Source organism: Pseudomonas sp. GW823-FHT01D03 (assembly GCF_058798255.1).
Genome location: NZ_JBXAKK010000001.1, coordinates 5,687,911 through 5,713,988 on the forward strand (window position 1 = coordinate 5,687,911; position 26,078 = coordinate 5,713,988).

General features: G+C 60.7%; 24 protein-coding genes and 1 pseudogene. 16 read left to right on the forward strand and 9 right to left on the reverse strand.

All coding sequences use genetic code 11. The features are described from left to right. Positions 1 to 123: 123 nt before the first annotated feature. From AC1RBR_RS25255 to pilG, 7 genes are all read right to left on the reverse strand, one after another. Positions 124 to 489, reverse strand: coding sequence for a DUF6124 family protein (locus AC1RBR_RS25255; RefSeq protein WP_253150921.1), 366 nt, complete (start codon positions 487 to 489; stop codon positions 124 to 126). 508 nt (positions 490 to 997) lie between these two features. Continuing rightward, positions 998 to 1,468 carry a chemotaxis protein CheW gene (locus AC1RBR_RS25260; RefSeq protein WP_492567045.1) on the reverse strand — a complete coding sequence of 157 codons (471 nt, stop codon included), beginning with the start codon at positions 1,466 to 1,468 and terminating at the stop codon, positions 998 to 1,000. Next, positions 1,461 to 7,361 carry an Hpt domain-containing protein gene (locus AC1RBR_RS25265; protein WP_492567272.1) on the reverse strand — a complete coding sequence of 1,967 codons (5,901 nt, stop codon included), beginning with the start codon at positions 7,359 to 7,361 and terminating at the stop codon, positions 1,461 to 1,463. The genes AC1RBR_RS25260 and AC1RBR_RS25265 overlap by 8 nt, the downstream gene beginning before the upstream one ends. 11 nt (positions 7,362 to 7,372) lie before the next feature. Next, the gene (locus AC1RBR_RS25270) at positions 7,373 to 9,427 is read right to left on the reverse strand and encodes a methyl-accepting chemotaxis protein (RefSeq protein ID WP_095137528.1); all 2,055 of its coding nucleotides are present in this window, start codon (positions 9,425 to 9,427) and stop codon (positions 7,373 to 7,375) included. A 200-nt stretch (positions 9,428 to 9,627) separates the two neighbouring features. Further along, positions 9,628 to 10,167 carry a chemotaxis protein CheW gene (locus AC1RBR_RS25275; protein WP_095137529.1) on the reverse strand — a complete coding sequence of 180 codons (540 nt, stop codon included), beginning with the start codon at positions 10,165 to 10,167 and terminating at the stop codon, positions 9,628 to 9,630. Positions 10,168 to 10,177: 10 nt separating this feature from the next. Beyond that, a complete protein-coding gene (pilH, locus tag AC1RBR_RS25280) occupies positions 10,178 to 10,543 on the reverse strand; it encodes a twitching motility response regulator PilH (RefSeq protein ID WP_025109154.1) in 366 nt (121 codons plus the stop codon). Positions 10,544 to 10,603: 60 nt separating this feature from the next. Continuing rightward, entirely contained in the window at positions 10,604 to 11,008 is a 405-nt protein-coding gene (gene pilG / locus AC1RBR_RS25285) for a twitching motility response regulator PilG (protein WP_003229093.1), read from the reverse strand. A gap of 225 nt (positions 11,009 to 11,233) precedes the next feature. Here pilG and gshB point away from each other — a divergent pair, with 225 nt between their 5' ends. From gshB to AC1RBR_RS25330, 9 genes and pseudogenes are all read left to right on the forward strand, one after another. Then, positions 11,234 to 12,205 carry a glutathione synthase gene (gene gshB, locus AC1RBR_RS25290; protein WP_095137531.1) on the forward strand — a complete coding sequence of 324 codons (972 nt, stop codon included), beginning with the start codon at positions 11,234 to 11,236 and terminating at the stop codon, positions 12,203 to 12,205. A gap of 107 nt (positions 12,206 to 12,312) precedes the next feature. Beyond that, complete coding sequence (locus tag AC1RBR_RS25295) at positions 12,313 to 13,212, forward strand: energy transducer TonB (RefSeq protein WP_115985955.1); 900 nt, start codon at positions 12,313 to 12,315, stop codon at positions 13,210 to 13,212. A gap of 173 nt (positions 13,213 to 13,385) precedes the next feature. Next, positions 13,386 to 13,958 carry a YqgE/AlgH family protein gene (locus tag AC1RBR_RS25300; protein WP_064589633.1) on the forward strand — a complete coding sequence of 191 codons (573 nt, stop codon included), beginning with the start codon at positions 13,386 to 13,388 and terminating at the stop codon, positions 13,956 to 13,958. Then, positions 13,958 to 14,395 (forward strand): Holliday junction resolvase RuvX, encoded by a 438-nt coding sequence (gene ruvX / locus AC1RBR_RS25305; protein ID WP_492567046.1) that lies wholly within the window; start codon positions 13,958 to 13,960, stop codon positions 14,393 to 14,395. Before AC1RBR_RS25300 ends, ruvX begins: the two co-directional genes overlap by 1 nt. Before the next feature lie 81 nt (positions 14,396 to 14,476). Next, positions 14,477 to 14,983 carry a bifunctional pyr operon transcriptional regulator/uracil phosphoribosyltransferase PyrR gene (gene pyrR / locus AC1RBR_RS25310; protein WP_027610583.1) on the forward strand — a complete coding sequence of 169 codons (507 nt, stop codon included), beginning with the start codon at positions 14,477 to 14,479 and terminating at the stop codon, positions 14,981 to 14,983. 28 nt (positions 14,984 to 15,011) lie between these two features. Next, positions 15,012 to 16,016 carry an aspartate carbamoyltransferase catalytic subunit gene (locus AC1RBR_RS25315; protein ID WP_003229107.1) on the forward strand — a complete coding sequence of 335 codons (1,005 nt, stop codon included), beginning with the start codon at positions 15,012 to 15,014 and terminating at the stop codon, positions 16,014 to 16,016. Continuing rightward, a complete protein-coding gene (locus tag AC1RBR_RS25320) occupies positions 16,013 to 17,284 on the forward strand; it encodes a dihydroorotase (protein ID WP_492567047.1) in 1,272 nt (423 codons plus the stop codon). The genes AC1RBR_RS25315 and AC1RBR_RS25320 overlap by 4 nt, the downstream gene beginning before the upstream one ends. A gap of 586 nt (positions 17,285 to 17,870) precedes the next feature. Continuing rightward, positions 17,871 to 18,628, forward strand: a pseudogene (locus tag AC1RBR_RS25325) (lipid II-degrading bacteriocin). 40 nt (positions 18,629 to 18,668) lie between these two features. Further along, on the forward strand, positions 18,669 to 19,073 hold the full coding sequence (locus tag AC1RBR_RS25330) for a hypothetical protein (protein ID WP_456018138.1): 405 nt from the start codon (positions 18,669 to 18,671) through the stop codon (positions 19,071 to 19,073). A 73-nt stretch (positions 19,074 to 19,146) separates the two neighbouring features. On the opposite strand, the gene AC1RBR_RS25335 is transcribed toward AC1RBR_RS25330, so the two are convergent. Continuing rightward, a complete protein-coding gene (locus tag AC1RBR_RS25335) occupies positions 19,147 to 19,578 on the reverse strand; it encodes an NINE protein (RefSeq protein ID WP_095137538.1) in 432 nt (143 codons plus the stop codon). A 248-nt stretch (positions 19,579 to 19,826) separates the two neighbouring features. Here AC1RBR_RS25335 and AC1RBR_RS25340 point away from each other — a divergent pair, with 248 nt between their 5' ends. Then, positions 19,827 to 20,453 carry a C40 family peptidase gene (locus AC1RBR_RS25340; RefSeq protein WP_095137539.1) on the forward strand — a complete coding sequence of 209 codons (627 nt, stop codon included), beginning with the start codon at positions 19,827 to 19,829 and terminating at the stop codon, positions 20,451 to 20,453. A 143-nt stretch (positions 20,454 to 20,596) separates the two neighbouring features. Here the strand turns inward: AC1RBR_RS25340 and AC1RBR_RS25345 are convergent, their stop codons facing one another. Next, complete coding sequence (locus AC1RBR_RS25345; RefSeq protein WP_492567050.1) at positions 20,597 to 21,631, reverse strand: type IV pilus twitching motility protein PilT; 1,035 nt, start codon at positions 21,629 to 21,631, stop codon at positions 20,597 to 20,599. Between the two features lie 56 nt (positions 21,632 to 21,687). On the opposite strand from AC1RBR_RS25345, the gene AC1RBR_RS25350 reads away from it, so the two are divergent. The 6 genes from AC1RBR_RS25350 (at position 21,688) to metW (ending at position 26,064) form a co-directional block, all read left to right on the forward strand. After that, positions 21,688 to 22,374: a YggS family pyridoxal phosphate-dependent enzyme gene (locus AC1RBR_RS25350; RefSeq protein ID WP_492567051.1), complete on the forward strand. Its 687-nt coding sequence runs from the start codon at positions 21,688 to 21,690 to the stop codon at positions 22,372 to 22,374. 28 nt (positions 22,375 to 22,402) lie between these two features. Further along, complete coding sequence (gene proC, locus AC1RBR_RS25355) at positions 22,403 to 23,221, forward strand: pyrroline-5-carboxylate reductase (RefSeq protein ID WP_492567053.1); 819 nt, start codon at positions 22,403 to 22,405, stop codon at positions 23,219 to 23,221. A gap of 10 nt (positions 23,222 to 23,231) precedes the next feature. After that, a complete protein-coding gene (locus tag AC1RBR_RS25360; protein WP_102358357.1) occupies positions 23,232 to 23,822 on the forward strand; it encodes a YggT family protein in 591 nt (196 codons plus the stop codon). Then, entirely contained in the window at positions 23,819 to 24,112 is a 294-nt protein-coding gene (locus AC1RBR_RS25365; protein WP_492567055.1) for a DUF167 domain-containing protein, read from the forward strand. The genes AC1RBR_RS25360 and AC1RBR_RS25365 overlap by 4 nt, the downstream gene beginning before the upstream one ends. Before the next feature lie 184 nt (positions 24,113 to 24,296). Continuing rightward, positions 24,297 to 25,436: a homoserine O-succinyltransferase MetX gene (gene metX, locus AC1RBR_RS25370; protein ID WP_443531951.1), complete on the forward strand. Its 1,140-nt coding sequence runs from the start codon at positions 24,297 to 24,299 to the stop codon at positions 25,434 to 25,436. A 7-nt stretch (positions 25,437 to 25,443) separates the two neighbouring features. Next, on the forward strand, positions 25,444 to 26,064 hold the full coding sequence (gene metW, locus AC1RBR_RS25375) for a methionine biosynthesis protein MetW (protein ID WP_003229126.1): 621 nt from the start codon (positions 25,444 to 25,446) through the stop codon (positions 26,062 to 26,064). The last annotated feature ends 14 nt before the right edge of the window (positions 26,065 to 26,078 follow it).

Consider the following 26,078-nt stretch of genomic DNA (forward strand, 5'->3'; position numbering starts at 1 on the left):
CGCCTTCGCGAGCAAGCCCGCTCCCACAGGGGATTTGTGTCGTACACAAAATCCGCATCCACTGGAGATCCCCCTGTGGGAGCGGGCTTGCTCGCGAAGGGGCCAGAGCATTCAGCGCATGACTCAGCCAGTCGGCACCAATTTGTCCAACACCCGATTCACCGCCATCTCCGCCACCATCACCACCTGAGCAATGCCCTGCAGCGTCTTGCGGTGCGTGCCTTGCACCAGCGCCGCATGGTTGTTGAGCATGACCGTGGCCGAGCCGAGGGATTCGGAGGCGTCGGCCAACAGGGATTCGCTGTCGGCGTCGGGGTTGGCCATGTACAGCGTGTTGGGGGTGTAAGGCGTGGCCATGAGGTCGGGTTTTGGCGGGCCGAGGTAATGGTCGAGGGCGCGCTCGGCGGCTTCGTGAAATTTCTTTGATTCGGGGGCTTCGTAAGGGGATGCCGTGTCGGTGACCGGTGGGTTTGGCGTTACTTTGAACATGGGGATAAACCTCTATTAGGCCGCACCATCCCGCTGCTAAACGATAGGGTGGCGGCTATGCGCAAGTTAGCAGACCGGTCAATCCCCAACCCGGCGCACCCGAAGGTGCCATGCGCACAGCCACCATCAAGCGCAGGCGAATGCCTGACTGGATGAATCTCGTGCACCGGGGAAAGGACAAAGCCGGGCTGCTAAACCCGATCACTGGGAATCAGTGACGCAATCAAGTTACGCAGCCTGCCGAGGGCGCACAAGCCGGCGGATTCTGGTGCATGCGTAGGCAGCGGCGCAAGGATTTGTAGGCGGATTAGGCGTAACACTGAGTGTCTTTAAACAGCGATGCTGAATAGTGTTTATTGCACTGAAGGGATTGAGATTTGTCTGTCGGATTTTGGGTGATTCCGCAGGCGCTATCGCGAGCAGGCTCACTCCTACAGGGGAAACGCATTCCAATTGTAGGAGTGAGCCTGCTCGCGATGAGGCCAGTCAGGCCACCGAAGATTCCGGATCAGTGAGCCAACCCAGCCTCCACCAACAACTGCTCCAACCCCAACAAATCCGGGACCTTGGCTACCTGCTCCCCGACCTGCACCGCCGCCTGCTCCAGCGCACATAACGGAACATCGACATAACTCAACTGGCTGTCGAGCTTGTACGAACGCGGAATCCCCTGCACCAGCAGCGCAATGAATTTCAGCTGCGGCAAGCCGCCGAGGGCGTTGAGGATGACGATCCGCGCGCGTTCGCCGATGATAATTTTCTGCCCGCAGGCCGACTCGAAACTCAGCAGCGGAATCTGCCGCTCACGCCAGCTCACCCGCCCCAGGTACCACGGTGGTGTGTCGAGGTCGAAGGCGCTGGCCTGATAGTCGATCAGCTCGGCGACGGCGACGTTGGGCAGGATCAGGTTGCGATCGGCCAGTGGCAGCAACAGACCGGTGAGTTGGCTGGTGCGCGCGTTGTGGCGGCGCTCATGCATGTTTCTTGCTCCAGTGGGCAATGCTTTCGAGCAGCACCGATTCCTGATACGGCTTGCCGAGGTAGTCGTTGACGCCGATGGCCATCGCGCGGTCGCGGTGCTTCTGCCCGGTGCGCGAGGTGATCATGATGATAGGCAGGTGTTGCAGGCGCTCGTCATTGCGTACCTGGGTGGCGACTTCGAAGCCATCCATGCGCGGCATTTCGATGTCGAGCAGCATCAGGTCGGGCATGTGCTCTTCAAGCAGCAACATCGCGTCGACACCGTCCTTGGCGGTCAGCACGTTCATGCCGTGACGTTCGAGCAAGCGGCTGGTGACCTTGCGCACGGTCACCGAGTCATCGACCACCAGCACCAGCAACGGCTTCTGCGGTTCGCTGTCGATTTCCGCCTGCGCCGGACGCTGCGCAACCCGCGCCTGCATCGCGCGAATCGGCGCGAGCAAATCAAGAATCAGCACCACCCGGCCATCGCCGAGAATCGTCGCCCCGGACACGCCCTGCACCGCCGCAAACTGCGGGCCGAGGCTCTTGACCACGATCTCGCGAGTGCCGGCCATCGCATCGACCTGCACCGCGATGTGCCGGTCATTGCACTGCACCAGCAGCACCGGCAACGGCAGGCTCTGGCCGAGCAGTTTCGGCCGTGGCGCGGTTTTCAGCAGCTCGCCCAGATAGCACAGTTCGTAGCGCTGACCGGCGTAGTGGTAGCTCGGCGGATCGTTGCGGTAGTACGCTTCCAGATCATTCGGCAACACGCGGACGATACCTTCGATGGTGTTCAGCGGAATCGCGTATTGATCCTCGCCGCACTGCACCATCAGCGCGCGGTTGACCGACACGGTGAACGGCAAGCGAATGCGGAAATGCACACCCTGCCCCGGCACCGAGTCGATGCTCATGGTGCCGCCGAGCTGACGGACTTCTTCGTGAACCACGTCCATGCCGACGCCGCGCCCGGAAATCTGGGTGATCTTTTCCGCCGTGGAGAATCCCGGCTGCAGGATGAACTGCAGCACGTCGCGGTCGCTGATCTCGGCGTCCGGTGCAAGCAGGCCGCGCTTGATCGCCTTGCGCCGCACCGCTTCCAGCGGCACCCCGGCGCCGTCGTCGCGAATATCGAAAACGATGTCGCCGCCCTCGCGGGTCAGGTCCAGGGTGATCGTGCCCTGCGCCGGTTTGCCCGCCGCCAGCCGCACTTCGGCCGACTCCAGACCATGGTCGACGGCGTTGCGCAGCATGTGCTCCAGCGGCGCGGCCATGCGCTCCAGCACGTTGCGATCCATCTCGCCTTCGGCGTTGCCGATGATGAACGCGACGTCCTTGTTCAGCTCTTCGGCGACCTGCCGCACGATGCGTTTCAGGCGTGGCAGCATCCGTTCGAACGGCACCATGCGCGTGCGCATCAGGCCTTCCTGTAATTCAGTGTTTATCCGTCCCTGCTGCTGCAACAGGTTCTCAGCGTCGTGGTTGCGGCGCTCAAGGGTTTCCTTGAGGTCGAGCAGGTCGGAGGCGGACTCGAACAGCGCCCTCGACAGTTGCTGCAACTGCGAATGGCGGTCCATTTCCAGCGGATCGAATTCTTCGTAACCGAGGCGTTCGGCATCAACTTGCTGACGGCTGAGAATCTGTCCCTGGGTTTCAGTGTCGAGCCGGCGCAACTGATCGCGCATGCGCTCGATGGTGGTTTCCATCTCGTTCAGCGCGGTTTGCGCATCGCTGACTTGCTGTTCGATACGCCCACGGAAAATCGAGGTTTCGCCGGCCAGATTGACCAAGTCATCGAGCAGTTCGGCGGAGACCTTGACCATGTCCGCGCCGGCATCGGCGGCGGGTGTGGCAGGTTCGGTCTTGGCCGGAATCGGCAACGGCGGCGGTGTGTCATGAGTCGCCGGGTGGCTGAAATTCTGGATCGCATTGATCAGCCGATCCGCCGGCGGGCATGGCTGCCCGGCGCGCACGCCGTCGAGCATCTGCGCCAGCCGGTCATGCCCGCGCTGCACCAGCGCGAACAGTTCGGCGGACGGTTGCAGCACGCCGGTGGCGAGACTTTCGTAAAGGTATTCCAACTCATGGGCGAGGTCGCCGATCGGGCCGATCTCGACCATCCGCGCACCGCCCTTGAGGGTGTGCAGATCGCGCAGCAGGGTTTCCACTTCCTGGCGATTGCCCGGCTCCGCCTGCCAGCGCAGCAGCGCCGCGCCGGAGCTTTCGATGATGTCGAAACCTTCTTCGAGGAAGATTTCCAGCAGCTCCGGATCATGCGCTGCGCTGTCGGGTACAGCCGTCGGCTGCACCGGTTCGGCACTGCCGGGCTGGCCCTGACGGAACTGGCGGATCGACTCGATCAGGTCTAGCGCCGGGGTCAGTGGCTGATGGTTGTGCAACTGTTCGAGCAACTGGGCCAAGCGGTCGTGGCTCTTGTGCAGCAAGCGTCCGAGCAGCTCGCTGTAACTGTGGCGACGATCCACCAGACCTTCGTAGAGACTTTCCAGCTCATGGGCCAGATCGCCGATGGCATCGACCTCGGCCATCCGTGCGCCACCCTTGAGGGTGTGCAAATCGCGTTGCAACGACGACAGCGGCGCAGCGTTGTCCGGGTCGCTCAACCAGCGCTGCAGGGCTTGCCCGGCACTGTCGAGAATATCCACCGCTTCTTCGAGGAAGATCTCGACGATCTCGTCGTCCGGTGCGGTCTCGGCATTGGCGTGGGCGAGTTCGGCGGTCGCGGCGCCCAGTTCGCTGATGCTCAAGGTGCGGCTGCCGTCGCTGCGAATCAGCCCCATCGCTGCCGGGTCGAGGCTTTCATCGAGCAGTTCGTGCAGGGCGCGAATGCGCTGCGGCTGTGGGGTGATTTCCTGGCCGGCGGCCAGTTCGTCGAGCATGTTGATCAGCGCTTCATGGGCGTTCTGCGCTTCGTGGAAGAACCTGTCGCTGACCGCCAGGCTGCTTTCTTCGACGGCGCCATAGAGGTCGAGCAAGGCTTCGCAGAGCACGTCCACCGGCAGCAGATCGGCGAGGTGTGCGCCTTCGCCGAGGGTGGTCAGTTCATCGAGCAGCGCGCTGAGTTCCTGGCGCTCGCCGGGGTGTTGCTGCCAGCGTTGCAACAGGCTTTCGGCGTCGAGCAGGATGTCCATGCCTTGAGCGAGGAAGTTGTTGATCAGTTGCGGATCGCGCTTGATCCGCAGGCCGGTGTTCGGCGCGTTGAGGATCGCCTCCAGGCGTTCGGCCAGCAGCGTTTCGGTGCGTTTGATCAGCGACTGCGCACCGACAATCGGCGCCAGCGGATCATGCTTGAGCTGGCGCAGACCGACGCGGAACAGGCCTTCGGCTTCAAGGAGCAATTCCACTTCATCCAGATCCAGCGGCAACTGATGCGCCTTGAACTCGCGCGCCAGTTTATCCAGCGGCGCGGCCAGTTCGGCAATCGGCAACACGCCGGCCATCGAGGCACTGCCCTTGAGCGTGTGCAAGGCGCGCTGCAATTCGTCGCTGGCCGGCAGCGGCACATGCTCGGCAGCCTGATCGAGGAAGCGGTTGAGGCTGGCGAGGTGGGTCTCGGCTTCGTTGCGAAAGATCTCCAGCAACAGCGGATCGAGGGCCGCCACGTCGTCGACGTCTTCGGCTGCCAGCGGCTCGACACCTTTGGCCAGCGCGTGCGCACGGGCCGCCAGTTGATCGACATCGCTGCGCTGACGCTGGCGCTGAGTGGCGAATTCGCTGATCAGTTCCGGCAGCAGCAACACCGTGTCGGTGAGCAACTGCTGCACCTGCGCGCCGGGTTCGACGCTGTGTTCCAGCACGCGGTTGAGCAGGTTTTCCACCGCCCAGGCCAGCTCGCCAAGGATCAGCGCACGAACCATGCGCCCGCTGCCCTTCAAGGTGTGAAAGGCGCGGCGCAGTTCGGTCAGGGCGGCGCGGTCATGAGTGTCGGCCGACCAGCGCGGCAGGTATTCGTGCAGGACTTCGAGGACTTCGTCGGTCTCTTCGAGGAACACTTCGCGCAGTTCATCGTCCACCGGCTCTTCATCGGCCGGTGGTGGCATCAGGCTGCCGGGCGTGATCAAGGCCGGCGGGTTGACCGCCGACACCGGGCTGGCCAGCACGTCGGCCAGCGACTGCACGGTCTCGGGGTCATCCAGTGCCTGCAGATCCTGCATCACCAGCGCTTCGCTGGGGCTGAGCACATCGTCGAGCAGCGGTACGTGCGGTTCATGTGGAAAGAACCCCAGGCTGGCGAGGCTTTTCTGTGCAACATCCAGCAGTTGCTCATTCGGCGCTTGCGGGTCGTCGCTCAGGCGCTCGAGGTAATACTCGAGGCTGGTGATGACGTCGGCCAGATTATCCAGTTGCTGCCAGCCTGGCTGGTGCGGATCGAGCAGCAGGTGTTCGCGGATGAAGCTGTTACAGGCCTCAACCAGACTCGCCGCCCGGCTCAGCGGAATCATCGCCAGCGCGCCGCGCACCTGGGTCAGCAGTTCCGGTAGCGGCTGCAGTTGCTGGCGATCCCAATCGGCGTCGATGTAATCGACGATCATGTCCTTGGCTTGTTGCAGGCAGATGCGTGCTTCCTTGATCACGATCTGATGGATCTGCGTCAGGTCGGTGGTCGGCAGGCGCGCGTCTTCGGGACTTTCCGGCTCTACGGTGCCGACCATCCCGGCGAGGTTGGCTTCGACGTAAAGCAGCGCGCCGGCAACGTCCATCAGGGTCGCGTCATTCGGTTCGCGCTGGCCCTGAGCGAGGCTGAGCACCACCGCCAGTTGATCGATGATGACTTTGCGCGGCTGGCCGAAACCGAGCACCGCGAGGGTGTCGGCGATCTGCCGCAACGGCGCCAGCAGGCTCTCTAGATCAGAGGTGTGCTGACGGTCGCTGCGCACGAACAGGTCGAGGCGCTCCTTGACCCGCACCAACTCTTCGCACAGCGCCGCCAGCACCGAGCGCATCGCATCGCGGTCGGGACCGGCCAGGCGCGCGCGTTCTTCGTCGACCATCGCGCTGTCGGGCAACGCGTCGTCCAGGGAGTAGCGATCTTTCATGGTCAGCATCTGCCCGGTGGGATGTTCGGCTTTGGCAATATAGAACAGCAGGCTTTTCAGCAACTCCGGCGGGGGCGGCTGATTGAGGCCGCGCGGGCCTTGTTCGAGCAGGCGTTTGAGTTCCTTGTCGGCGTCCTTGAACAGGCTGCGCAACGCCGGGCTGTTGGCGATGGTGCCTTCGCGCATGCCTTCGACCAGCGCGGAAGCGACCTGCCACAGCGGGCTCAGGGGCGCATCGGCGCTGAGCGCTTCGAGACGCTGGAAGACTTTCGCCAGGTATTCGAGGTGGGTCTGGTCATCCTGCTCGCGCAGCAAACCGACCAGCGCCATCTGCAGCATCTGACGCAACTTGCGCAGTACGTTGGGCCAGTCGGCCGGCTCCAGCGCGGCCAGCGCTTCTGCGCTCAGCGCCGGCAAGTCCGGCAGGGGCGGGCTGAACAGGCTGGTTTCCGAGAGCAGGCTGTCGCCGCGCGCACTGCGCAGGTCGTTGATCAGCGGCAGCACCACCAGCGGCAAGTCGCGGCGGGCGCTCTGCACCCGATCAAGGTAGATCGGCAATTGCCCAAGGGCTTGCAGCAGCAGGTGCAGGGCTTCGTCGCGATGGGCGACGCGCCCGTGCTGCAAGGCTTCGACCAGATGCTCCATCTCTTCGGCCAGCAACGCCGCGCCGTAGAACTCAACCATCTGCAAACTGCCGTGCACCTGATGGATATACGCCAGACACTCATCCAGCCCCGGCGTGGCCTGCGGGTCATCGAGCACGGTTTCAATCGCCTGATGCGCCTGTTTCAGCGTTTCGGCAATTTCACCCTTGACCCATTCGAGGGCCACGTAGTCGTGCCGGTCACCCATAACCACTCCACTCACGCCTTATCCGTCGCGGACGCCGACGGCAAGGTGAAACCGGATACCGAACGGCGCAGCTGACTGGCCATTTTCGCCAGATTGCCGATGCTCTCGGCGGTGGCGGTGGAGCCGGACGAGGTCTGCGTGGTGATCTGCTGGATCACGTTCATCGTCAGCGAGATCTGCCCGGCCGACGAAGTCTGCTGCTGCGCCGCGTTGGAGATGCTCTGAATCAGCGCGGCAAGGGTCTTCGATACGCCTTCGATTTCTTCCAGGGCCACCCCGGCATCCTGCGCCAGTCGCGCGCCGCGCACCACTTCGGTGGTGGTCTGTTCCATGGAGATCACCGCTTCGTTGGTGTCGGTCTGAATCGCCCGCACCAGGGTTTCGATCTGCCGGGTGGCGGCGGACGAACGTTCGGCCAGTCGCTGCACTTCGTCGGCAACCACGGCAAAGCCGCGTCCGGCGTCCCCGGCCATCGAGGCCTGAATCGCAGCGTTGAGCGCGAGGATGTTGGTCTGGTCGGCAATGTCGTCGATCAGGCTGACGATGTCGCCGATTTCCTGCGACGACTCACCCAGACGCTTGATGCGCTTGGCGGTGTCCTGAATCTGTTCGCGAATGTTGTCCATACCGTGGATGGTGTTGTGCACCACCTCGTTGCCCTTGTTGGCGATTTCCACCGAACGCTCGGCCACCGCCGAGGATTCGGCAGCGTTGGCCGAGACCTGATCGATCGACTGGGCCATGTCGCTGATCGCGGTCGAGGCTTCGGAAATCTGCTGCGCCTGATGCTCCGAGGCCTGGGCCAGGTGCATGGCGGTGGCCTGGGTTTCCTGCACGGCGGCGGCGACCTGGCCGGCGGTGAGGTTGATGGTCGCGACCAGATCGCGCAGTTGATCGACCGAGTAGTTGATCGAGTCGGCGATGGTCCCGGTGAAGTCTTCGGTTACCGAGGCGGTCACCGTCAGGTCGCCATCGGCGAGGTCTTCAATCTCGTCGAGCAGACGCATGATCGCGTTCTGGTTGCGTTCGTTCTTCTCGGCGGTCTCGCGCAACTGGCGATTGGTTTCACGAACCATGACCAGACCGATCAGGATGATCGAAGCCAGCGCCAGCAAGCCCAGCACGTAGCCGCCGATGGTGTCGGTGTTGCGCCCGCCGGCGAGGTTTTCGAAACCGCTGGCGAGGTGCGAGGCTTCGTCGAGCAGGGTTTGCGACAGGCTGAAGATGTTGCTCGCCGACTCACGAACCTTGAACAGCTCCGGCGATGTTTCGAGGATTTCATCCACGGAGCCGGAGACGAACTGGAACAGCTCGGAGATTTCACTCAAACGGGCGCGGGCATCACGGTCTTCGACCTGGCTGACTTTCAGCGCCGGGTTGCCCTGCAACATGCCGTTGAGCACCTGGCCGAAACGGGTGGCATCGCGGCCGAAAGCGTCGGCGGCCTGCTGCGAATTCTCGTCGCCAGCGAGCACGGTGTTGACCGCGCCGAGGATGCGTTCGGCCAGCAGCGATTGGCGCTGGGCCATCGCAACTTGCGCTGCCGGGGCGCCACGTTGCAGGAGGATCTCGACGACTTTTTCGTACTCGATCTGCAATTGCGGCACAGTTTCGGCCAGTGTCGCGGCGACCTGATGCAGCGAGAGCACGGTCTGCTCGCTGGAGAGAATCGCGTCGGTGTTTTTCAGCAGGCGCTCCCAGTCCAGCTGCACCGCGCGCATTTCCGGGCGCACAGTAGCGGGGGCTGGCGGCAGGCCGGTGGCCGGGTCACCCTTCTTCAGGTAACCCCAGCGCTGGGCAAAATCGTTACGTGCATCACTCAGCAGCTTGAACGCAGCAGCCTTGCCGGCGGCGGCTTCGGTGGCGTTCTTGGCGATGCGCTGTGACAGCACGCGCAGTTCACCGGCATGACCGATGTACTGCTTGTCATAGTTGGCCTGGGTGTTGAGGTACGCGAAGTTGGCGAACAGCAGCATGATGAACACGATCAGTGCGATGAACAGCACGATGATCTGCGAGCGACTGCGCGACCCTTCTGCCGACTTGCCTGTTTTTGCCTTTGTCATCGGTCCTCGCCTATGAAACCTGCCACGGTCCACTGTGGGATTTGTGGTGAGGGGATTTATCCCCGATGGGTCGCGCAGCGGCCCCAAAACTGAGTTGTATCTGGCACATCGCGAATGCAGGTTTTGGGTTGGCTTCGCCAACCATCGGGGATAAATCCCCTCGCCACAGACCCCCACCCCATAGATTTATGGTGTTTCGGCTAAATCGCGACGCTCATGAACACCGGCGATTTGGCCAGCGCAAACAGGCTGAACACCCGCCAGTTCTGCTCGCGCCGGAAATAGCCTTTGACGAACTCGGCCTTGGAGCCCTGGCGCTTGCTGATCGAGATCGGTTCGAAGCTGTCCTGCGCGAAGTGCTGTAAACCGAACACCTCATCCACCAGCAGCCCGGCGAACACATCGTTGTGCTCCACCACCAATACCCGCCGCTGTTTGCGCAATGGCGACAGCTCGTGACCGAAGAATCCGCACAGATCCATGATCGGCAGCAAGCGCCCACGCAGGTTAGCCACCCCTTTGACCCACGGCTTGACCCCGGGCAACTGAGTGCAGCGCGGCTCGTGCAGCACTTCGCTGACTTCGCCCATCGGCGTCACGTACCAATGCTCGCCAAGGCGAAAGCCGATGCCGCTCCAGCGATCCTGACGGCCGGGCTGCGACGGCAGATCCGCCGCCAGCAGGCGGCAGCGCTGGTCGATCTGCCACAGCAGCTCGAACGCGGTCAGCGACTGGTTCATGGCAGCGCGATCAACCGGCCAGCACGTTGTTCAGGGTCTTGATCAGCATGTCTTCTTCGACCGGTTTGGTCAGGTAATCCTTCGCGCCCTGGCGCGTGCCCCAGACCTTGTCGGTTTCCTGATCCTTGGTGGTGATGATGATCACCGGAATGTGGCTGGTTTCGGCATCCTTGGTCAGTTGCCGGGTAGCCTGGAAGCCGTTGAGGCCGGGCATGACGATGTCCATCAACACCGCGTCAGGCTTTTCCTGACGGGCCAGGGCCACGCCGTCGGCGCCGTTTTCGGCCTTGAGCACTTCATGGCCGTGCTTTTCCAGCATGCCGGTGAGTTTGTACATTTCAGTCGGCGAATCATCGACGATCAGGATACGTGCCATGGTCTTCCCCATTTTTCTTGTCGACACCCGGCCCGCTGGCCGAGCGTCACTGTACGTGTCTTACTGCGGCAAAACGGCGGCGAAGCCCGGAACATGGGCCTGAATCGCGTCGAGCAGTTCTTCCTTGCTGAAAGGCTTGGTCAAAAATTGATCAGAACCGACAATCCGCCCCTTGGCCTTGTCGAACAGCCCGTCACGCGACGACAGCATGATCACCGGCGTGGCCTTGAACGCACTGTTGTTCTTGATTAAAGCGCAGGTCTGATAACCATCCAGACGCGGCATCATGATGTCGACAAAAATGATCCCGGGGTGGTGATCGGCGATCTTGGCCAACGCGTCGAAACCGTCGATGGCCGTGATGACTTCGCAGCCCACATTTTTCAACAGCGTTTCGGCGGTGCGACGAATCGTTTTCGAGTCATCGATCACCATGACCTTCAAGGCGCTGGACTGCTGTTCCATAAGAGGGCTCTACCGTCGCCTTTGCGAATCAAATTGTCCGTTTTGCGATGAGTAATGGCTGGAAACCCTTGATGCTCAAGGGCCAGCACGCTATGCCAGCCTTTTTAGCACAGTCTCCAGATGCAATCTATCGACGGGTTTTTCCTTGACCGAAAACCCTGCCAGCGCCACTCTGGCGGCACTTTTTCAATACCGATCCGGTAGCCAATTTTCGAGGAAAACCCAATGAGCGTTCGCGTCGGGATTGTCATGGACCCTATCGCCAGCATTTCCTATAAAAAGGATAGCTCGCTGGCCATGCTGCTGGCCGCGCAGAAACGTGGCTGGGAACTGTTCTACATGGAGCAGCGCGACCTGTATCAGGCCGAAGGTCAGGCCCGGGCGCGCATGAAGCCGCTGAAAGTCTTCGCCAACCCGGAAAAATGGTTCGAACTGGACGCCGAGCAGGACAACCTGCTGAGCGACCTCGACGTGATCCTGATGCGCAAGGATCCGCCGTTCGACATGGAGTTCGTTTACTCCACCTACTTGCTGGAACAGGCCGAAACCGCCGGCGTGCTAGTGGTCAACAAGCCGCAGAGCCTGCGCGACTGCAACGAAAAACTGTTCGCCACGCTGTTCCCGCAGTGCACGCCGCCAACCATCGTCAGCCGTCGCGCCGACGTCCTGCGCGAGTTCGCCGCCAAACACGGCGACGTGATTCTCAAGCCGCTGGACGGCATGGGCGGCACCTCGATCTTCCGTCACCGTGCCGGCGATCCGAACCTGTCGGTGATCCTCGAAACCCTGACTGCCCTCGGCAATCAGCAGATCATGGGCCAGGCCTACCTGCCGGCGATCAAGGACGGTGACAAGCGCATCCTGATGATCGACGGCGAGCCGGTGGATTACTGCCTGGCACGGATTCCGGCCCAGGGCGAAACCCGTGGCAACCTCGCGGCCGGTGGTCGTGGTGAAGCACGGCCGTTGACCGACAAGGATCGCTGGATTGCCGCGCAGGTCGGCCCTACTTTGCGTGAGAAAGGCCTGCTGTTCGTCGGTCTGGACGTGATCGGTGAAAACCTCACCGAAATCAACGTCACCAGCCCGACCTGCATCCGCGAAATCGACAACGCTTTCGGTACCGACATCGGCGGCATGCTGATGGATGCCATCGACAAGAAGCTGCAAGCCGCCGGCAAAAAGCCGCAAGCTTGACGTGTGTCACATGCAGCCTGTCGCTTGAAGCGTGAAGCCCAAGGCGCGAAACCAACATTGCGTTATCATGCGCAGCCTCTGAAAAACGCGATGTTGGTTTTCTTGTCATGACCCTCCCGTCCGATCTGCCCGCAGAACTCGCCCATCGTGGCGTGCGCCCGGCCGATCGCCTCGGTTTTACCCTGTTTCTCGCGGCGCTGATTCACCTGGCGCTGCTGCTTGGCGTCGGCTTCACCATGGTCGAGCCCAAGCAGATCAGCAAAACCCTGGAAATCACCCTCGCCACCTTCAAAAGTGAAAAGAAGCCTGAGAAGGCCGATTTTCTCGCTCAGGAAAACCAGGAAGGCAGTGGCACCCTCGACAAGAAGGCGATTCCCAAGACCACCGAGGTCGCGCCGTTCCAGGACAATCAAGTCAAGAAGGTCACCCCGCCTCCGGCCGCCAAACCGGAAGTACGCGAGGCCGCGCCCAAGGCTGCGGTGACCACGGTGGCGCCGAAACAGCAAAAGGCGCCGACCAAGAAAGAAGAAACCAAAACCGAGACCAAACCTGCGGTCAACGCGCCGACGTTCGACAGCTCACAGCTGTCCAGCGACATCGCCAGCCTTGAAGCGGAACTGGCCAACGAACAACAGCTGTACGCCAAGCGCCCGCGTATCCACCGTTTGAGCGCGGCCTCGACCATGCGCGACAAGGGCGCTTGGTACAAGGATGACTGGCGCAAGAAGGTCGAACGCATCGGCAACCTCAATTACCCGGAAGAAGCGCGGCGCAAGCAGATTTACGGCAACCTGCGCTTGATGGTCTCGATCAACCGCGACGGCTCTCTGTACGAAGTGCTGGTGCTGGAATCCTCCGGCCAGCCGCTGCTGGATCAGGCGGCGCAGCGCATCGTCCGGCTGGCGGCACCGTTTGCGCCGTTTACCGGCGATCTGTCGGATATCGACCGACTGGAAATCATCCGCACCTGGAAATTCGCCCGGGGCGACAAGCTCTCGAGCAATTAAGAACACCGCAACCCCCCTGTGGGAGCGGGCTTGCTCGCGAATGCGGTGGGTCAGCTACATTGACTTTGCCTGACACGCCCTCTTCGCGAGCAAGCCCGCCCCCACCCTTTGATCTGCGTTGTTCTCTGATCGTCAGCTTGTCAGTTTGCCCCTACGACGCCACACTATCGCTCATGAAAAACGTCAGCCCCAGCTACCTCAAGCATCACTTCCTGATCGCCATGCCGCACATGGCCGACCCGAACTTTGCCCACACCTTGACCTACATCGTCGAGCACACGGCCAATGGCGCCATGGGGCTGGTGGTCAATCGACCGCAAGAGCTGAATCTGGCTGACATTCTCGAGCAACTGCGCCCGGACATCGATCCGCCAGCGCTGTGCCAGCATGTGCCGATCTTCATTGGCGGCCCGGTGCAGACCGATCGCGGTTTCGTCCTGCACCCGGCGGGCAAGACCTTTCAGGCCACCGTCGAGCTCGAAGGTGATCTGGCGCTGTCCACCTCGCAGGACGTGCTGTTCGCTATAGCCGACGGCGTAGGCCCGGCGAAAAGCGTAATCGCCCTCGGTTATGCCGGTTGGGAAGCCGGGCAACTGGAGGCCGAGCTGGCCGACAACGCCTGGCTGACCTGCCCGTACGACGCCGACATCCTGTTCAACACCAGCAGCGAGCTGCGTCTGGAAGCAGCGGCACGGCATCTGGGGATCAACCTCAGCCTGCTGACCAGCCAGGCGGGGCACGCCTGATGGCCCTGCGCCTGCTTCTCGGCTTCGACTACGGCACCAAACAGATCGGCGTTGCGGTCGGCCAGGTGATTACCGGCCAGGCCCGTGAGCTGTGCACCCTGAAAGCGCAGAACGGCGTGCCCGACTGGAGTCAGGTCGAAGCGCTGTTCAAGGAATGGAAACCCGACGCGGTGGTGGTCGGCCTGCCGCTGAACATGGACGGTACGCCCAGCGAGATGTGCCTGCGCGCGGAGAAATTCGCCCGGCGCCTCAATGGCCGCTTCAATGTGCCCTTCTATACCCACGACGAACGCCTGACCACCTTTGAAGCCAAGGGTGAGCGACTGGTGCGTGGCGGGCAGAAAGGCAGTTACCGCGACAACCCGGTGGATGCCATCGCCGCCGCCCTGCTGTTGCAGGGCTGGCTCGATGAAAACACTGCATTGTTTGAATCCTGACAAGCGCTTCGGCGCTTTTCTTTTGGTTATAAACCCAGCCACGTCCGGCAGGACGCGGCTCGGAATCACGAAGGAGCAACCATGAGCCTGCCCAATCCCGCCGATCTGATCAGCCAGATGGCGACCCGCCTCAAGGCGCACCTTGCACAGCGTGATATCAGCGAACCGCGTTACATCGGCATCCGCACTGGCGGCATCTGGGTTGCTCAGGCCTTGCTCAAGGAATTGGCCAGCGACGCACCGCTGGGCACGCTGGATGTTTCCTTCTACCGCGACGACTTCAGCCAGAACGGCCTGCACCCGCAAGTGCGCCCCTCGGCCCTGCCCTTCGAAATCGAAGGCCAGCATCTGGTGCTGATCGATGACGTACTGATGAGCGGCCGCACCATCCGCGCCGCCATGAACGAACTGTTCGACTACGGCCGGCCGGCCAGCGTGACCCTGGTCTGCCTGCTCGACCTGGACGCCGGCGAGCTGCCGATCCGTCCGAACGTGGTGGGTGCGACCCTGTCGCTGGCTGCCAATGAGCGGGTCAAGCTGTCCGGCCCGGAGCCGCTGACGCTCGAACTGCAAGACCTGAATTCCTAACCCGCCCTTATTGAGAGTCCCCCTCGCGATGACGCCTCTAGATACCAAGCGCCCGCTGCAGCTCAATGATCAGGGCCAGCTGCGCCACTTCCTCTCGCTCGACGGCCTGCGCCGCGAGTTGCTGACGGAAATCCTCGACACTGCCGACTCGTTCCTCGAAGTCGGTGCCCGGGCGGTGAAGAAGGTCCCGTTGCTGCGCGGCAAGACCGTGTGCAACGTGTTCTTCGAAAACTCCACCCGCACCCGCACCACCTTCGAACTGGCGGCCCAGCGGCTGTCGGCGGACGTGATCACCCTGAACGTGTCGACCTCGTCGGCCAGTAAAGGTGAAACCCTGCTCGACACCCTGCGCAACCTCGAAGCCATGGCCGCCGACATGTTCGTCGTGCGCCACGGTGATTCCGGCGCGGCACACTTCATCGCCGAACACGTCTGCCCGCAGGTGGCAATCATCAACGGCGGCGACGGCCGTCACGCGCACCCGACCCAAGGCATGCTCGACATGCTCACCATCCGTCGGCACAAGGGCGGTTTCGAAAACCTCTCGGTGGCGATCGTCGGCGACATCCTGCACTCGCGGGTGGCGCGCTCGAACATGCTCGCGCTGAAGACCCTCGGCTGCCCGGACATCCGCGTGATCGCGCCGAAGACTCTGCTGCCGATCGGCATCGAGCAGTACGGCGTCAAGGTCTACACCGACATGAATGAAGGCCTGAAGGACGTCGACGTGGTGATCATGCTGCGCCTGCAGCGTGAACGCATGACCGGCGGCCTGCTGCCGAGCGAAGGCGAGTTCTACCGCCTGTTCGGCCTGACTACCGCACGTCTGGCCGGGGCCAAACCCGATTGCATCGTCATGCACCCGGGGCCGATCAACCGTGGGGTGGAGATCGAGTCCGCGGTGGCCGACGGCCCGCACTCAGTGATCCTCAATCAAGTGACCTACGGCATCGCCATCCGCATGGCCGTGCTGTCGATGGCCATGAGCGGGCAAACAGCGCAACGTCAATTCGAGCAGGAGAACGCCCAGTGAAGCTCAGCATTCTCGGCGCCCGCGTCATCGATCCAAGCAGCGGCCAGGATCAAATCACCGACATTCACGTTGAAGCCTGCAAGATCGTCGCCCTCGGCGCCGCACCGGCCGGTTTCACCGCAGTGGAAACCATCGACGCCAGCGGTCTGGTTGCAGCACCGGGCCTGGTCGACCTGAACGTGGCCCTGCGCGAGCCGGGCTACAGTCGCAAAGGCACGATCGCCAGCGAAACCCGCGCCGCAGCGGCCGGTGGCGTGACCAGCCTGTGCTGCCCGCCGAAGACCAAACCGGTGCTCGACACCTCGGCCGTGGCCGAACTGATCCTCGACCGCGCCCGCGAAGCCGGCAACACCAAGGTGTTCCCGATCGGCGCGCTGAGCAAAGGTCTGGACGGCGAACAGCTTGCAGAGCTGGTGGCGCTGCGCGACGCCGGGTGTGTAGCGTTCGGCAATGGTCTGGAGAGTTTCCGCAACACCCGCACCCTGTGCCGGGCATTGGAATACGCGGCGACCTTCGACCTGACGGTGATTTTCAATTCACAAGATCATGATCTGGCCGATGGCGGTCTGGCCCATGAAGGCGCGGTCGCCAGTTTCCTCGGCCTGCCGGGGATTCCGGAAACCGCTGAAACCGTGGCTCTGGCTCGCGATCTGCTGCTGGTCGAGCAGACCGGCGTGCGCGCGCACTTCAGCCAACTGACCAGCGCGCGCGGCGTGGCCCTGATCGCTCAGGCGCAGGCCCGTGGTTTGAAGGTCACCGCAGATGTCGCCCTGTATCAGCTAATCCTCACCGATGAAGCGCTGATCGACTTCAGCAGCCTGTATCACGTGCAACCGCCGCTGCGCACCCGCGCCGACCGCGATGGCCTGCGTGAAGCAGTGAAATCCGGGGTGATTTCGGCGATCTCCAGCCATCACCAGCCGCATGAACGCGACGCCAAACTGGCACCGTTCGGTGCGACCGAGCCGGGCATCAGCAGTGTCGAATTGCTGCTGCCGCTGGCGATGACGCTGGTTGATGATGGTTTGCTGGATCTGCCGACCCTGCTGGCGCGCCTGAGTGCCGGGCCTGCGGACGCGCTGCGTCTGCCGGCGGGCAAACTGGCGGTGGGCGGTGCGGCGGATATCGTGCTGTTCGATCCGAAAGCCTCCACCGTGGCTGGTGAAGGCTGGCTGTCGAAGGGCGAGAACTGCCCGTTCCTCGGTCACACCCTGCCGGGTGTGGTGCGCTATACGCTGGTGGATGGGCGGATCAGCCACGAGGCCTGAAGACAAGAGATAGCAGGCTGCAATGGCCTGCTATCTCTTGAGTTTCATTTGATTTGCGACAAACATTTTTATGAATAAGCTTCCCTCAAAATCATTGCTCGCAACAGACATATCCTTCCCACCATTCCCACCATTCCCGCCATTCCCGCCATTCCCGCCATTCCCGCCGATAGGCCTACACCAAGTGGCGTAGGAAAGCGGCCACCCGCCGTAAAGAAATATCCGATGCTTTACCCGCCTGTAAAAACAGCTTCCACACAATCAGAAACACCCTACAAAGTTACTTTAGGCGACATATACGCACAGCCATTAATATCAAACCGTCAGAAGGACAACCAATTCCCACAAGGATGAACCTATGAAAAATGGACTTACGCTTCCCCCTATTGTCACCAGAGGTACAACAGGAAACTCTGGCGGCTTTACAGTCGACACCGGATTCAGCTGGGGAACCTACGCAGTAGCAGACTGGCAAGGCGCCGGAGAAGCCATCATTACAAATAACGGCCAAACCTACTCACTACCAATGAGCACTGGCCCCGTAATAACCTCAGCAGAAATGGATATGTTTCATGCTTGGCTTGAAATGAAATCCGGAATCAAAGCTTTCACCTATGAACTGCAAAAGGTCAGCAAGGCAATTAATAACGACACCTTGGGTGGAATTCGAGAACTTTGGAGAATCACAGAAAGCGACAACTACTTACTAAACAGCTCCACCATTATCAGCCATGGTTACTTCAAGAACAAAGTCATCAACTTCAGCCTGGCTGATTCATTCGCGGCACAGCAAAAACTAAGCCCCATAGTAGCGTTGATCAAAGTCTCAGCCACTGCCCCGTACAACCTGAATTACGAAACACTCACAACAGAACTCTCAGGAGGCACCTTTAGCCCGATCAAAGCTTTCGCTCATTATCTTTGGGGTAATGGTGAAAGGATGAGGGTTAACATCAATAATATTGGTCTGAATGTCACGGCCAATGAGCTGCCATTATTGGCAAGCTCTATCGCAAGCACTCAAGAGGCTGGCACTTATTACTTATCAGACCCCAAAATTCCTTACGCCACTATCAATGACAGCAATGTCACAGGAGCTTATCTAGGAAGAATAACGTTAAAAATGGAAGGAAATTTTACCCGAGACAATGCTGGATCTTGGGTTTCGATGGTGTCATCAGAGCCTACACTGATACTTACGACTTCGACGCAAGCAACAGATCAACTGCCCTTGAGTTATTAACGACAGCAGGCAGGGTGTTTTCCGGAACGCATTATGAGATCGAAATCTTCGGTGACCATAAAATAAGGCTAAGCGGAACCGGGTTTAATGCCACCCCATGAATATAAATATTTTTATAGACACCTGCGCCACGGAGAGCGAATGAGCAGAACTTACAAGCTTTCAAGCCATATATACCTGACCACTCTCGCACTTACATCTGGCGCAGGAGCACTAATACTAGTAAAGAACCTCGAAACAGAAACTTATGGTGTTAATCAGGATTCAATCGGCCTGCCCATTGGTGTAACACTGATTATTTTTCTTACGCTGACGCTAACGCACCTACTGCAGGTTCTCTTATTACGCTGGGCACACACTAAATCATTCGCAAGTCTGTTATTGAAAATATCAGCCTACTTGATTTCAACAGTATCGCTGATGATTTTGGTTGACCGGATTGTGTACTGGTCCATGCCCCATCACGCCATCATTGCAATACTTTATGGTGTCACTGCTCTTACGTTTGTCGTTTTTCAAATGCAAACCTTCGCTCATTTGAAATAACACAGATGCAATACCGGAATTCGAGGGGCCTGCCAGCGCACGAACTGCGCCCGCGGCCTGCCCCTCTTTTCATTTACTGGAAGGCGCCGCGATTCTGCGCGTTGCGCACCGAAACCTGATCATTCAGCGTCCAGAAGTCATACAGCACCCCCAGAAAGAACAACCCGCCGGTCAGCAGATACAGCAACCCGCTGATCCACTTGCCCTGGTACATCCGGTGCACGCCGAACACACCCAGGAACGTCAGCAGAATCCACGCCACGTTGTATTCGATCGGCCCTGCGGTGAAGCGCAGATCCGCCTCGCGATCCATTGCCGGGATCAGGAACACGTCGATCAGCCAGCCAATGCCCAGCAGACCGAAGGTGAAGAACCAGATCGTCCCGGTCACCGGCTTGCCGTAATAGAAGCGGTGAGCGCCGGTGAAACCAAAAATCCACAGCAGATAACCGATGATTTTGCTGTGTGTATCCTGCGGTGCTGCAACCTGCTGATAGCGGTTCATGAAGACCTCGATTCACACGATAGATAAATTTTCTTTAATTCTTTGTGACTTTTTTACATGTAGCCGACGTACGGCAAATGTTACCGTGTCGTCCGTCAAAGCCTTATAGCACCGGACTTCTGTCCGACAATTGCGTCCGTTTGCCGCTTGTTTGGTTCCGTTGCCCTCCGATGGAATCGACCAACGGCCTCGGAAGGGACAAAAAAGCTGTTATAAAGTTGCGCGCTACCACATAAGAGCCACGCCTAATGCGACCATTTTTCAAGACATGGCTAACTATTTGCCTATTAATGCCACTGGCCGCCCACGCCACCAATCGTGAGCAACGTCTTCCCAACGTTAACGGTTTCACCCCTAAATCCCATGCTTCGGCTCCTTCGAGCAAGAGCAGCAAACAAACGAAACACACCACGCTCGCCAGCAAGAATAACGGCAAGCTGGTGCCACCGATGGCCAACAAGGAAAGCAGCAACGTCCTGAGCCGTGCGGTGAACGTCCTCGGTACTCCATACCGTTGGGGCGGCAGCAGCCCAAGTAAAGGCTTTGATTGCAGCGGGCTGGTGAAATATGCGTTCAACGACGCCACGTTCGACCTGCCACGCACTTCCAACGCGATGGCCAGCGGGCATGGCGAGAAAGTCGAACGCAAGGATCTGAAACCGGGCGACCTGATTTTCTTCAACATCAAGAGCCGTCGGGTCAACCACGTTGCCATCTACCTGGGCAACGACCGCTTCATCCACGCACCACGCCGTGGCAAAGCGGTGAGCATCGATACGCTGAACAAGCCGTACTGGCAGCAGCATTACGTGGTTGCCAAGCGTGTGTTGCCGAAAGAACCGGCTGGCAAGCAGATGCGTGTGGTTCAGCGCTGAGCTGACTGATCCAGAATCTGTTCAAGCAGTATTGACCCCTTCGCGAGCAAGCCCGCTCCCACATTTGATTTGTGAACGACACAGATCCAATGTGGGAGCGGGCTTGCTCGCGAAGAGGCCAGTGAACGCAACACAAACCTCTCTTAGAAATTATCCGGCGTACGCGCCTTCTCCCGCGCATGTTCGCGACTGATCAAGCCTTTGGTCACCAGCTCCTTCAGGCACATGTCGAGTGTCTGCATCCCCAACGAACCGCCGGTCTGAATCGCCGAATACATCTGCGCCACCTTGTCCTCGCGGATCAGGTTCCGGATCGCCGACGTTCCCAGCATGATTTCGTGCGCGGCCACCCGCCCGCCGCCGATCTTCTTGATCAGCGTCTGCGACACCACGGCCAGCAACGACTCCGACAGCATCGAGCGCACCATAGACTTCTCGTCGCCCGGGAACACATCGACAACACGGTCGATGGTCTTGGCGGCGGACGTCGTGTGCAGCGTGCCGAACACCAGATGCCCGGTCTCAGCGGCAGTCAGTGCGAGGCGAATGGTTTCCAGGTCGCGCATCTCACCCACCAGGATCACATCCGGGTCTTCGCGCAGCGCCGAGCGCAACGCCGTGGCGAAGCTGCGGGTATCGCGATGGACTTCGCGCTGATTGATCAGGCATTTGCGCGATTCGTGGACGAACTCGATCGGGTCTTCGATGGTGAGAATGTGGTGATGGCGATGGGTATTGAGGTAATCGATCATCGCCGCCAACGTGGTGGATTTGCCGGACCCGGTCGGCCCGGTCACCAGCACCAGCCCGCGCGGGGCATCGGTGATCTTGCGAAAGACATCGCCCATGCCGAGGTCTTCCATGCTCAGCACTTTCGAGGGAATGGTGCGGAACACCGCGCCGGCGCCACGGTTCTGGTTGAACGCATTGACCCGAAAGCGCGCCACGCCGGGGACTTCGAACGAGAAATCCGTTTCCAGCTGTTTCTCGAAGTCGACCCGCTGGGTGTCGTTCATGATGTCGTAGATCAATTCGTGCACTTGCTTGTGATCCAGCGCCGGCAGATTGATCCGCCGCACATCGCCATCGACGCGGATCATCGGCGGCAGACCGGCCGACAAGTGCAGGTCGGAAGCGCCCTGTTTGGCGCTGAACGCCAGCAATTCAGTGATATCCATAGCGCTCCTCAATTCCAGTAGAATGCCGCGAACCTTCAGACCGCCGGCGCCTCTTGATGTCCACGATAGCAGACAACATCCAACTGGTTAGTTCGCGCATCCAGGCTGCCACCGCAGCGGCCGGGCGCAGTGAAAACAGCGTGCAGTTGCTGGCGGTCAGCAAGACCAAACCCGCACAAGACCTGCGTGAAGCCCATGCCACCGGCCTGCGTGACTTCGGTGAGAATTATCTGCAGGAAGCCTTGGGCAAACAGCTCGAACTGGCCGACCTGCCCTTGATCTGGCACTTCATCGGCCCCATTCAATCGAACAAGACTCGCGCCATCGCCGAGCATTTCGACTGGGTGCACTCCGTGGATCGCCTGAAAATCGCCCAACGCCTGTCCGAACAGCGCCCGGCCGAGTTGCCGCCGCTGAACATCTGCATTCAGGTCAACGTCAGTGGTGAGGCCAGCAAGTCTGGCTGCACTCCGGCCGACCTGCCGGCGCTGGCCGAGGCCATCAGCGCCCTGCCCCGGTTGAAACTGCGCGGGCTGATGGCGATTCCCGAGCCGACCGAAGATCGCGCCGAACAAGATGCCGCTTTTGCTGCAGTGCAACGTTTGCAGGCCAGCCTGAATCTGCCGCTCGACACACTTTCCATGGGCATGAGCCACGACCTCGAGTCGGCCATCGCCCAAGGCGCCACCTGGGTGCGGATCGGTACCGCCCTGTTTGGCGCCAGAGATTACGGTCAGCAATGACCGACAGCCATCTGAAAAAGGACCTGACATGAGCAACACACGCATTGCCTTTATCGGTGCCGGCAACATGGCCGCCAGCCTGATCGGCGGCCTGCGGGCCAAGGGTCTGCAAGCCAGTCACATTCGCGCCAGCGATCCGGGCGAAGAGACCCGCCAACGCGTCAGCGCCGAACACGGCATCGAAACCTTCGCCGACAACGCGCAGGCCATCGACGGCGTCGACGTGATCGTGCTGGCGGTCAAGCCACAGGCGATGAAAGCCGTGTGCGAAGCCATCCGTCCCAGCCTGAAGCCGAAACAACTGGTGGTGTCGATCGCCGCCGGCATCACCTGCGCGAGCATGACCGCATGGCTTGGCGAGCAGCCGATCGTGCGCTGCATGCCGAACACCCCGGCGCTGCTGCGTCAGGGCGTCAGCGGTCTGTACGCCACCAGCGAAGTGACCGCCGAACAGCGTCAGCAGGCTGAAGAGCTGCTGTCCGCCGTCGGCATCGCGCTGTGGCTGAACGAAGAACAGCAACTCGATGCGGTGACCGCCGTCTCCGGTTCCGGCCCGGCGTACTTCTTCCTGCTGATCGAAGCGATGACCGCCGCTGGCGTCAAACTCGGCCTGCCAAAGGAAATCGCCGAACAACTGACCCTGCAAACGGCACTGGGCGCCGCGCACATGGCGGTATCCAGCGATGTCGACGCTGCCGAACTGCGCCGCCGCGTGACGTCGCCAAATGGCACCACAGAGGCCGCGATCAAATCATTCCAGGCTAATGGCTTCGAAGCCCTGGTAGAAAAAGCACTCGGCGCCGCCGCGCACCGCTCGGCCGAAATGGCCGAACAACTGGGCAAATAAGGAGCCTTACATGATTGGATTGAACACCGCAGCGGTTTACGTGCTGCAAACCCTCGGCAGTCTGTACCTGCTGATCGTGCTGTTGCGCTTCGTCCTGCAACTGGTGCGCGCGAACTTCTACAACCCGCTGTGCCAGTTCGTGGTCAAGGCTACCCAGCCGCTGCTCAAGCCTCTGCGCCGGATTATCCCGAGCGTATTCGGTCTGGACATGTCGTCGCTGGTGCTGGCGATTCTGGTGCAACTGGCCCTGATGGCCCTGACCCTGCTGCTGACCTATGGCACCACCGGCAACCCGCTGCAGCTGTTCATCTGGTCGATCATCGGCGTGACCGCGCTGTTCCTGAAGATTTTCTTCTTCGCCCTGATCATCAGCGTGATCCTGTCGTGGGTCGCCCCAGGCAGCCACAATCCGGGTGCTGAACTGGTGAACCAGATCTGCGAGCCGGCGCTGGCACCGTTCCGCAAGATTCTGCCGAACCTCGGTGGCCTGGACCTGTCGCCGATCTTCGCCTTCCTCGCGCTGAAGCTGATCGACATGCTGGTGATCAACAACCTCGCGGCGATGACGATGATGCCGGAAATCCTGCGCCTGCTGATGTGAGCTGGTTTCGCTGGGACGGGGACGACCTGATCCTCGAATGTCATCTGCAACCGGCAGCCCGCAGCGATGATTTCGCCGGGCTGCACGGTGACCGCCTGAAGATCCGCCTCACCGCACCGCCGGTCGAGGGCAAGGCCAACGCCTATCTGATGGGCTTTCTGGCCAAGGCGTTTGGAGTCTCCAAGAGCCAGGTCAGTTTGCTCAGCGGCGAGTTGAACCGGCAGAAACGGGTGAAGATCTGTGCGCCGAAGAGGCTGCCGGAGTTGCCTGATCTGGTGCGTCCAGCCTGATCCACCGAGTCGCTCCATTCGCGAGCAAGCCCGCTCCCACAGGAGATCGCATTCCCCTGTGGGAGCGGGCTTGCTCGCGAATGGCCGCACCTCGGTCCAAAGCGAACAAACAGGCCCCATCGTTGCTTGCCGCTAACCCCCCCGGTCTTTAGACTTACGCCTCATTTCAACGAGAGCAGGGTCGATGCCAGCTGCCTTTCCCCCCGATTCTGTTGGTCTGGTGACGCCGCAAACGGCGCACTTCAGTGAACCTCTGGCTCTGGCCTGTGGCCGTTCGCTGCCTGCCTACGACCTGATCTACGAAACCTACGGCACGCTGAACGCGCAAGCGAGCAACGCCGTGCTGATCTGCCACGCCTTGTCCGGGCATCACCATGCCGCCGGCTATCACAGCGCCGAAGACCGCAAGCCCGGTTGGTGGGACAGTTGCATCGGCCCGGGCAAACCGATCGACACCAACAAGTTCTTCGTGGTCAGCCTGAACAATCTGGGCGGCTGCAACGGCTCCACCGGCCCGAGCAGTATCAACCCGGAGACCGGCAAGCCGTTCGGTGCCGACTTCCCGGTGCTCACCGTGGAAGACTGGGTACACAGTCAGGCGCGCCTGGCCGATCTACTCGGCATTCGTCAGTTCGCCGCCGTGATCGGCGGCAGCCTCGGCGGCATGCAGGCACTGCAATGGACCATCACCTACCCGGATAGAGTGCGTCACTGCCTGGCCATCGCCTCGGCGCCCAAGCTGTCGGCGCAGAACATCGCCTTCAACGAAGTCGCGCGTCAGGCGATCCTCACCGACCCGGAATTCCACGGCGGTTCGTTCCAGGAAGCGGGCGTGATCCCCAAACGCGGGCTGATGCTCGCGCGAATGGTCGGACACATCACCTACCTGTCCGACGACTCGATGGGCGAGAAATTCGGCCGTGGCCTGAAGAGCGAAAAGCTCAACTACGACTTCCACAGCGTCGAATTCCAGGTCGAAAGCTATCTACGCTATCAGGGCGAAGAGTTCTCCGGACGTTTCGATGCCAACACCTATCTGTTGATGACCAAGGCGCTGGACTACTTCGATCCGGCGGCGAACTTCGACGATAACCTGGCGAAAACCTTCGAGAACGCCACCGCCAAGTTCTGTGTGATGTCGTTCACCACCGACTGGCGCTTCTCCCCGGCTCGCTCGCGAGAACTGGTGGACGCGCTGATGGCGGCACGCAAAGACGTCAGCTATCTGGAAATCGACGCACCCCAGGGCCACGACGCCTTCCTGATTCCGATCCCGCGCTATTTGCAGGCGTTCGGCAATTACATGAACCGAATTACGGTGTGAACAAGCCATGAGAGCTGATCTGGAAATCATCCAGGAATGGATCCCCGCCGGCAGCCGCGTGCTCGACCTCGGTTGCGGCGACGGCGAACTGCTGACCTGGCTGCGCGACAACAAGAACGTCACCGGTTATGGCTTGGAAAACGACGCCGACAACATCGCCGAGTGCGTGGCCAAGGGCATCAACGTCATCGAGCAGGACTTGGACAAAGGGCTGGGCAACTTCGCCAGCAACAGCTTCGACATCGTCGTCATGACCCAGGCCCTGCAAGCCGTGCATTACCCGGACAAGATCCTCGACGAGATGCTGCGGGTCGGTCGTCAGTGCATCATCACCTTCCCCAACTTCGGTCACTGGCGCTGCCGCTGGTACCTGGCGAGCAAGGGCCGGATGCCGGTGTCGGAGTTTCTGCCGTACACCTGGTACAACACGCCGAACATCCACTTCTGCACCTTCGAAGACTTTGAAGAACTTTGTCGCGAACGTGATGCGAAGGTCATTGATCGGCTTGCCGTGGATCAACAGCACCGCCACGGGTGGGCCAGTAAGCTATGGCCTAATCTGTTAGGTGAGATTGGTATCTACCGCGTCAGCAGCCCGGTGCTTGCAGATCATCGGGTCGCGGTCTGAACCACGACATTTCG

Excerpts from the sequence above, each read along its gene's own strand:
- pilG (WP_003229093.1), bottom strand. The coding sequence starts at position 11,008 with ATGGAACAGCAGTCCAGCGCCTTGAAGGTCATGGTGATCGATGACTCG.
- proC (WP_492567053.1), top strand. The coding sequence starts at position 22,403 with ATGAGCAACACACGCATTGCCTTTATCGGTGCCGGCAACATGGCCGCC.
- AC1RBR_RS25345 (WP_492567050.1), bottom strand. The coding sequence starts at position 21,631 with ATGGATATCACTGAATTGCTGGCGTTCAGCGCCAAACAGGGCGCTTCC.
- AC1RBR_RS25265 (WP_492567272.1), bottom strand. The coding sequence starts at position 7,361 with ATGGGTGACCGGCACGACTACGTGGCCCTCGAATGGGTCAAGGGTGAA.
- AC1RBR_RS25330 (WP_456018138.1), top strand. The coding sequence starts at position 18,669 with ATGAGCAGAACTTACAAGCTTTCAAGCCATATATACCTGACCACTCTC.
- pyrR (WP_027610583.1), top strand. The coding sequence starts at position 14,477 with ATGAGCCTGCCCAATCCCGCCGATCTGATCAGCCAGATGGCGACCCGC.
- AC1RBR_RS25350 (WP_492567051.1), top strand. The coding sequence starts at position 21,688 with ATGTCCACGATAGCAGACAACATCCAACTGGTTAGTTCGCGCATCCAG.
- AC1RBR_RS25300 (WP_064589633.1), top strand. The coding sequence starts at position 13,386 with ATGAAAAACGTCAGCCCCAGCTACCTCAAGCATCACTTCCTGATCGCC.
- ruvX (WP_492567046.1), top strand. The coding sequence starts at position 13,958 with ATGGCCCTGCGCCTGCTTCTCGGCTTCGACTACGGCACCAAACAGATC.
- AC1RBR_RS25270 (WP_095137528.1), bottom strand. The coding sequence starts at position 9,427 with ATGACAAAGGCAAAAACAGGCAAGTCGGCAGAAGGGTCGCGCAGTCGC.
- AC1RBR_RS25335 (WP_095137538.1), bottom strand. The coding sequence starts at position 19,578 with ATGAACCGCTATCAGCAGGTTGCAGCACCGCAGGATACACACAGCAAA.
- AC1RBR_RS25255 (WP_253150921.1), bottom strand. The coding sequence starts at position 489 with ATGTTCAAAGTAACGCCAAACCCACCGGTCACCGACACGGCATCCCCT.
- AC1RBR_RS25340 (WP_095137539.1), top strand. The coding sequence starts at position 19,827 with ATGCGACCATTTTTCAAGACATGGCTAACTATTTGCCTATTAATGCCA.
- metW (WP_003229126.1), top strand. The coding sequence starts at position 25,444 with ATGAGAGCTGATCTGGAAATCATCCAGGAATGGATCCCCGCCGGCAGC.
- metX (WP_443531951.1), top strand. The coding sequence starts at position 24,297 with ATGCCAGCTGCCTTTCCCCCCGATTCTGTTGGTCTGGTGACGCCGCAA.
- AC1RBR_RS25295 (WP_115985955.1), top strand. The coding sequence starts at position 12,313 with ATGACCCTCCCGTCCGATCTGCCCGCAGAACTCGCCCATCGTGGCGTG.
- pilH (WP_025109154.1), bottom strand. The coding sequence starts at position 10,543 with ATGGCACGTATCCTGATCGTCGATGATTCGCCGACTGAAATGTACAAA.
- AC1RBR_RS25275 (WP_095137529.1), bottom strand. The coding sequence starts at position 10,167 with ATGAACCAGTCGCTGACCGCGTTCGAGCTGCTGTGGCAGATCGACCAG.
- AC1RBR_RS25260 (WP_492567045.1), bottom strand. The coding sequence starts at position 1,468 with ATGCATGAGCGCCGCCACAACGCGCGCACCAGCCAACTCACCGGTCTG.
- gshB (WP_095137531.1), top strand. The coding sequence starts at position 11,234 with ATGAGCGTTCGCGTCGGGATTGTCATGGACCCTATCGCCAGCATTTCC.
- AC1RBR_RS25315 (WP_003229107.1), top strand. The coding sequence starts at position 15,012 with ATGACGCCTCTAGATACCAAGCGCCCGCTGCAGCTCAATGATCAGGGC.
- AC1RBR_RS25360 (WP_102358357.1), top strand. The coding sequence starts at position 23,232 with ATGATTGGATTGAACACCGCAGCGGTTTACGTGCTGCAAACCCTCGGC.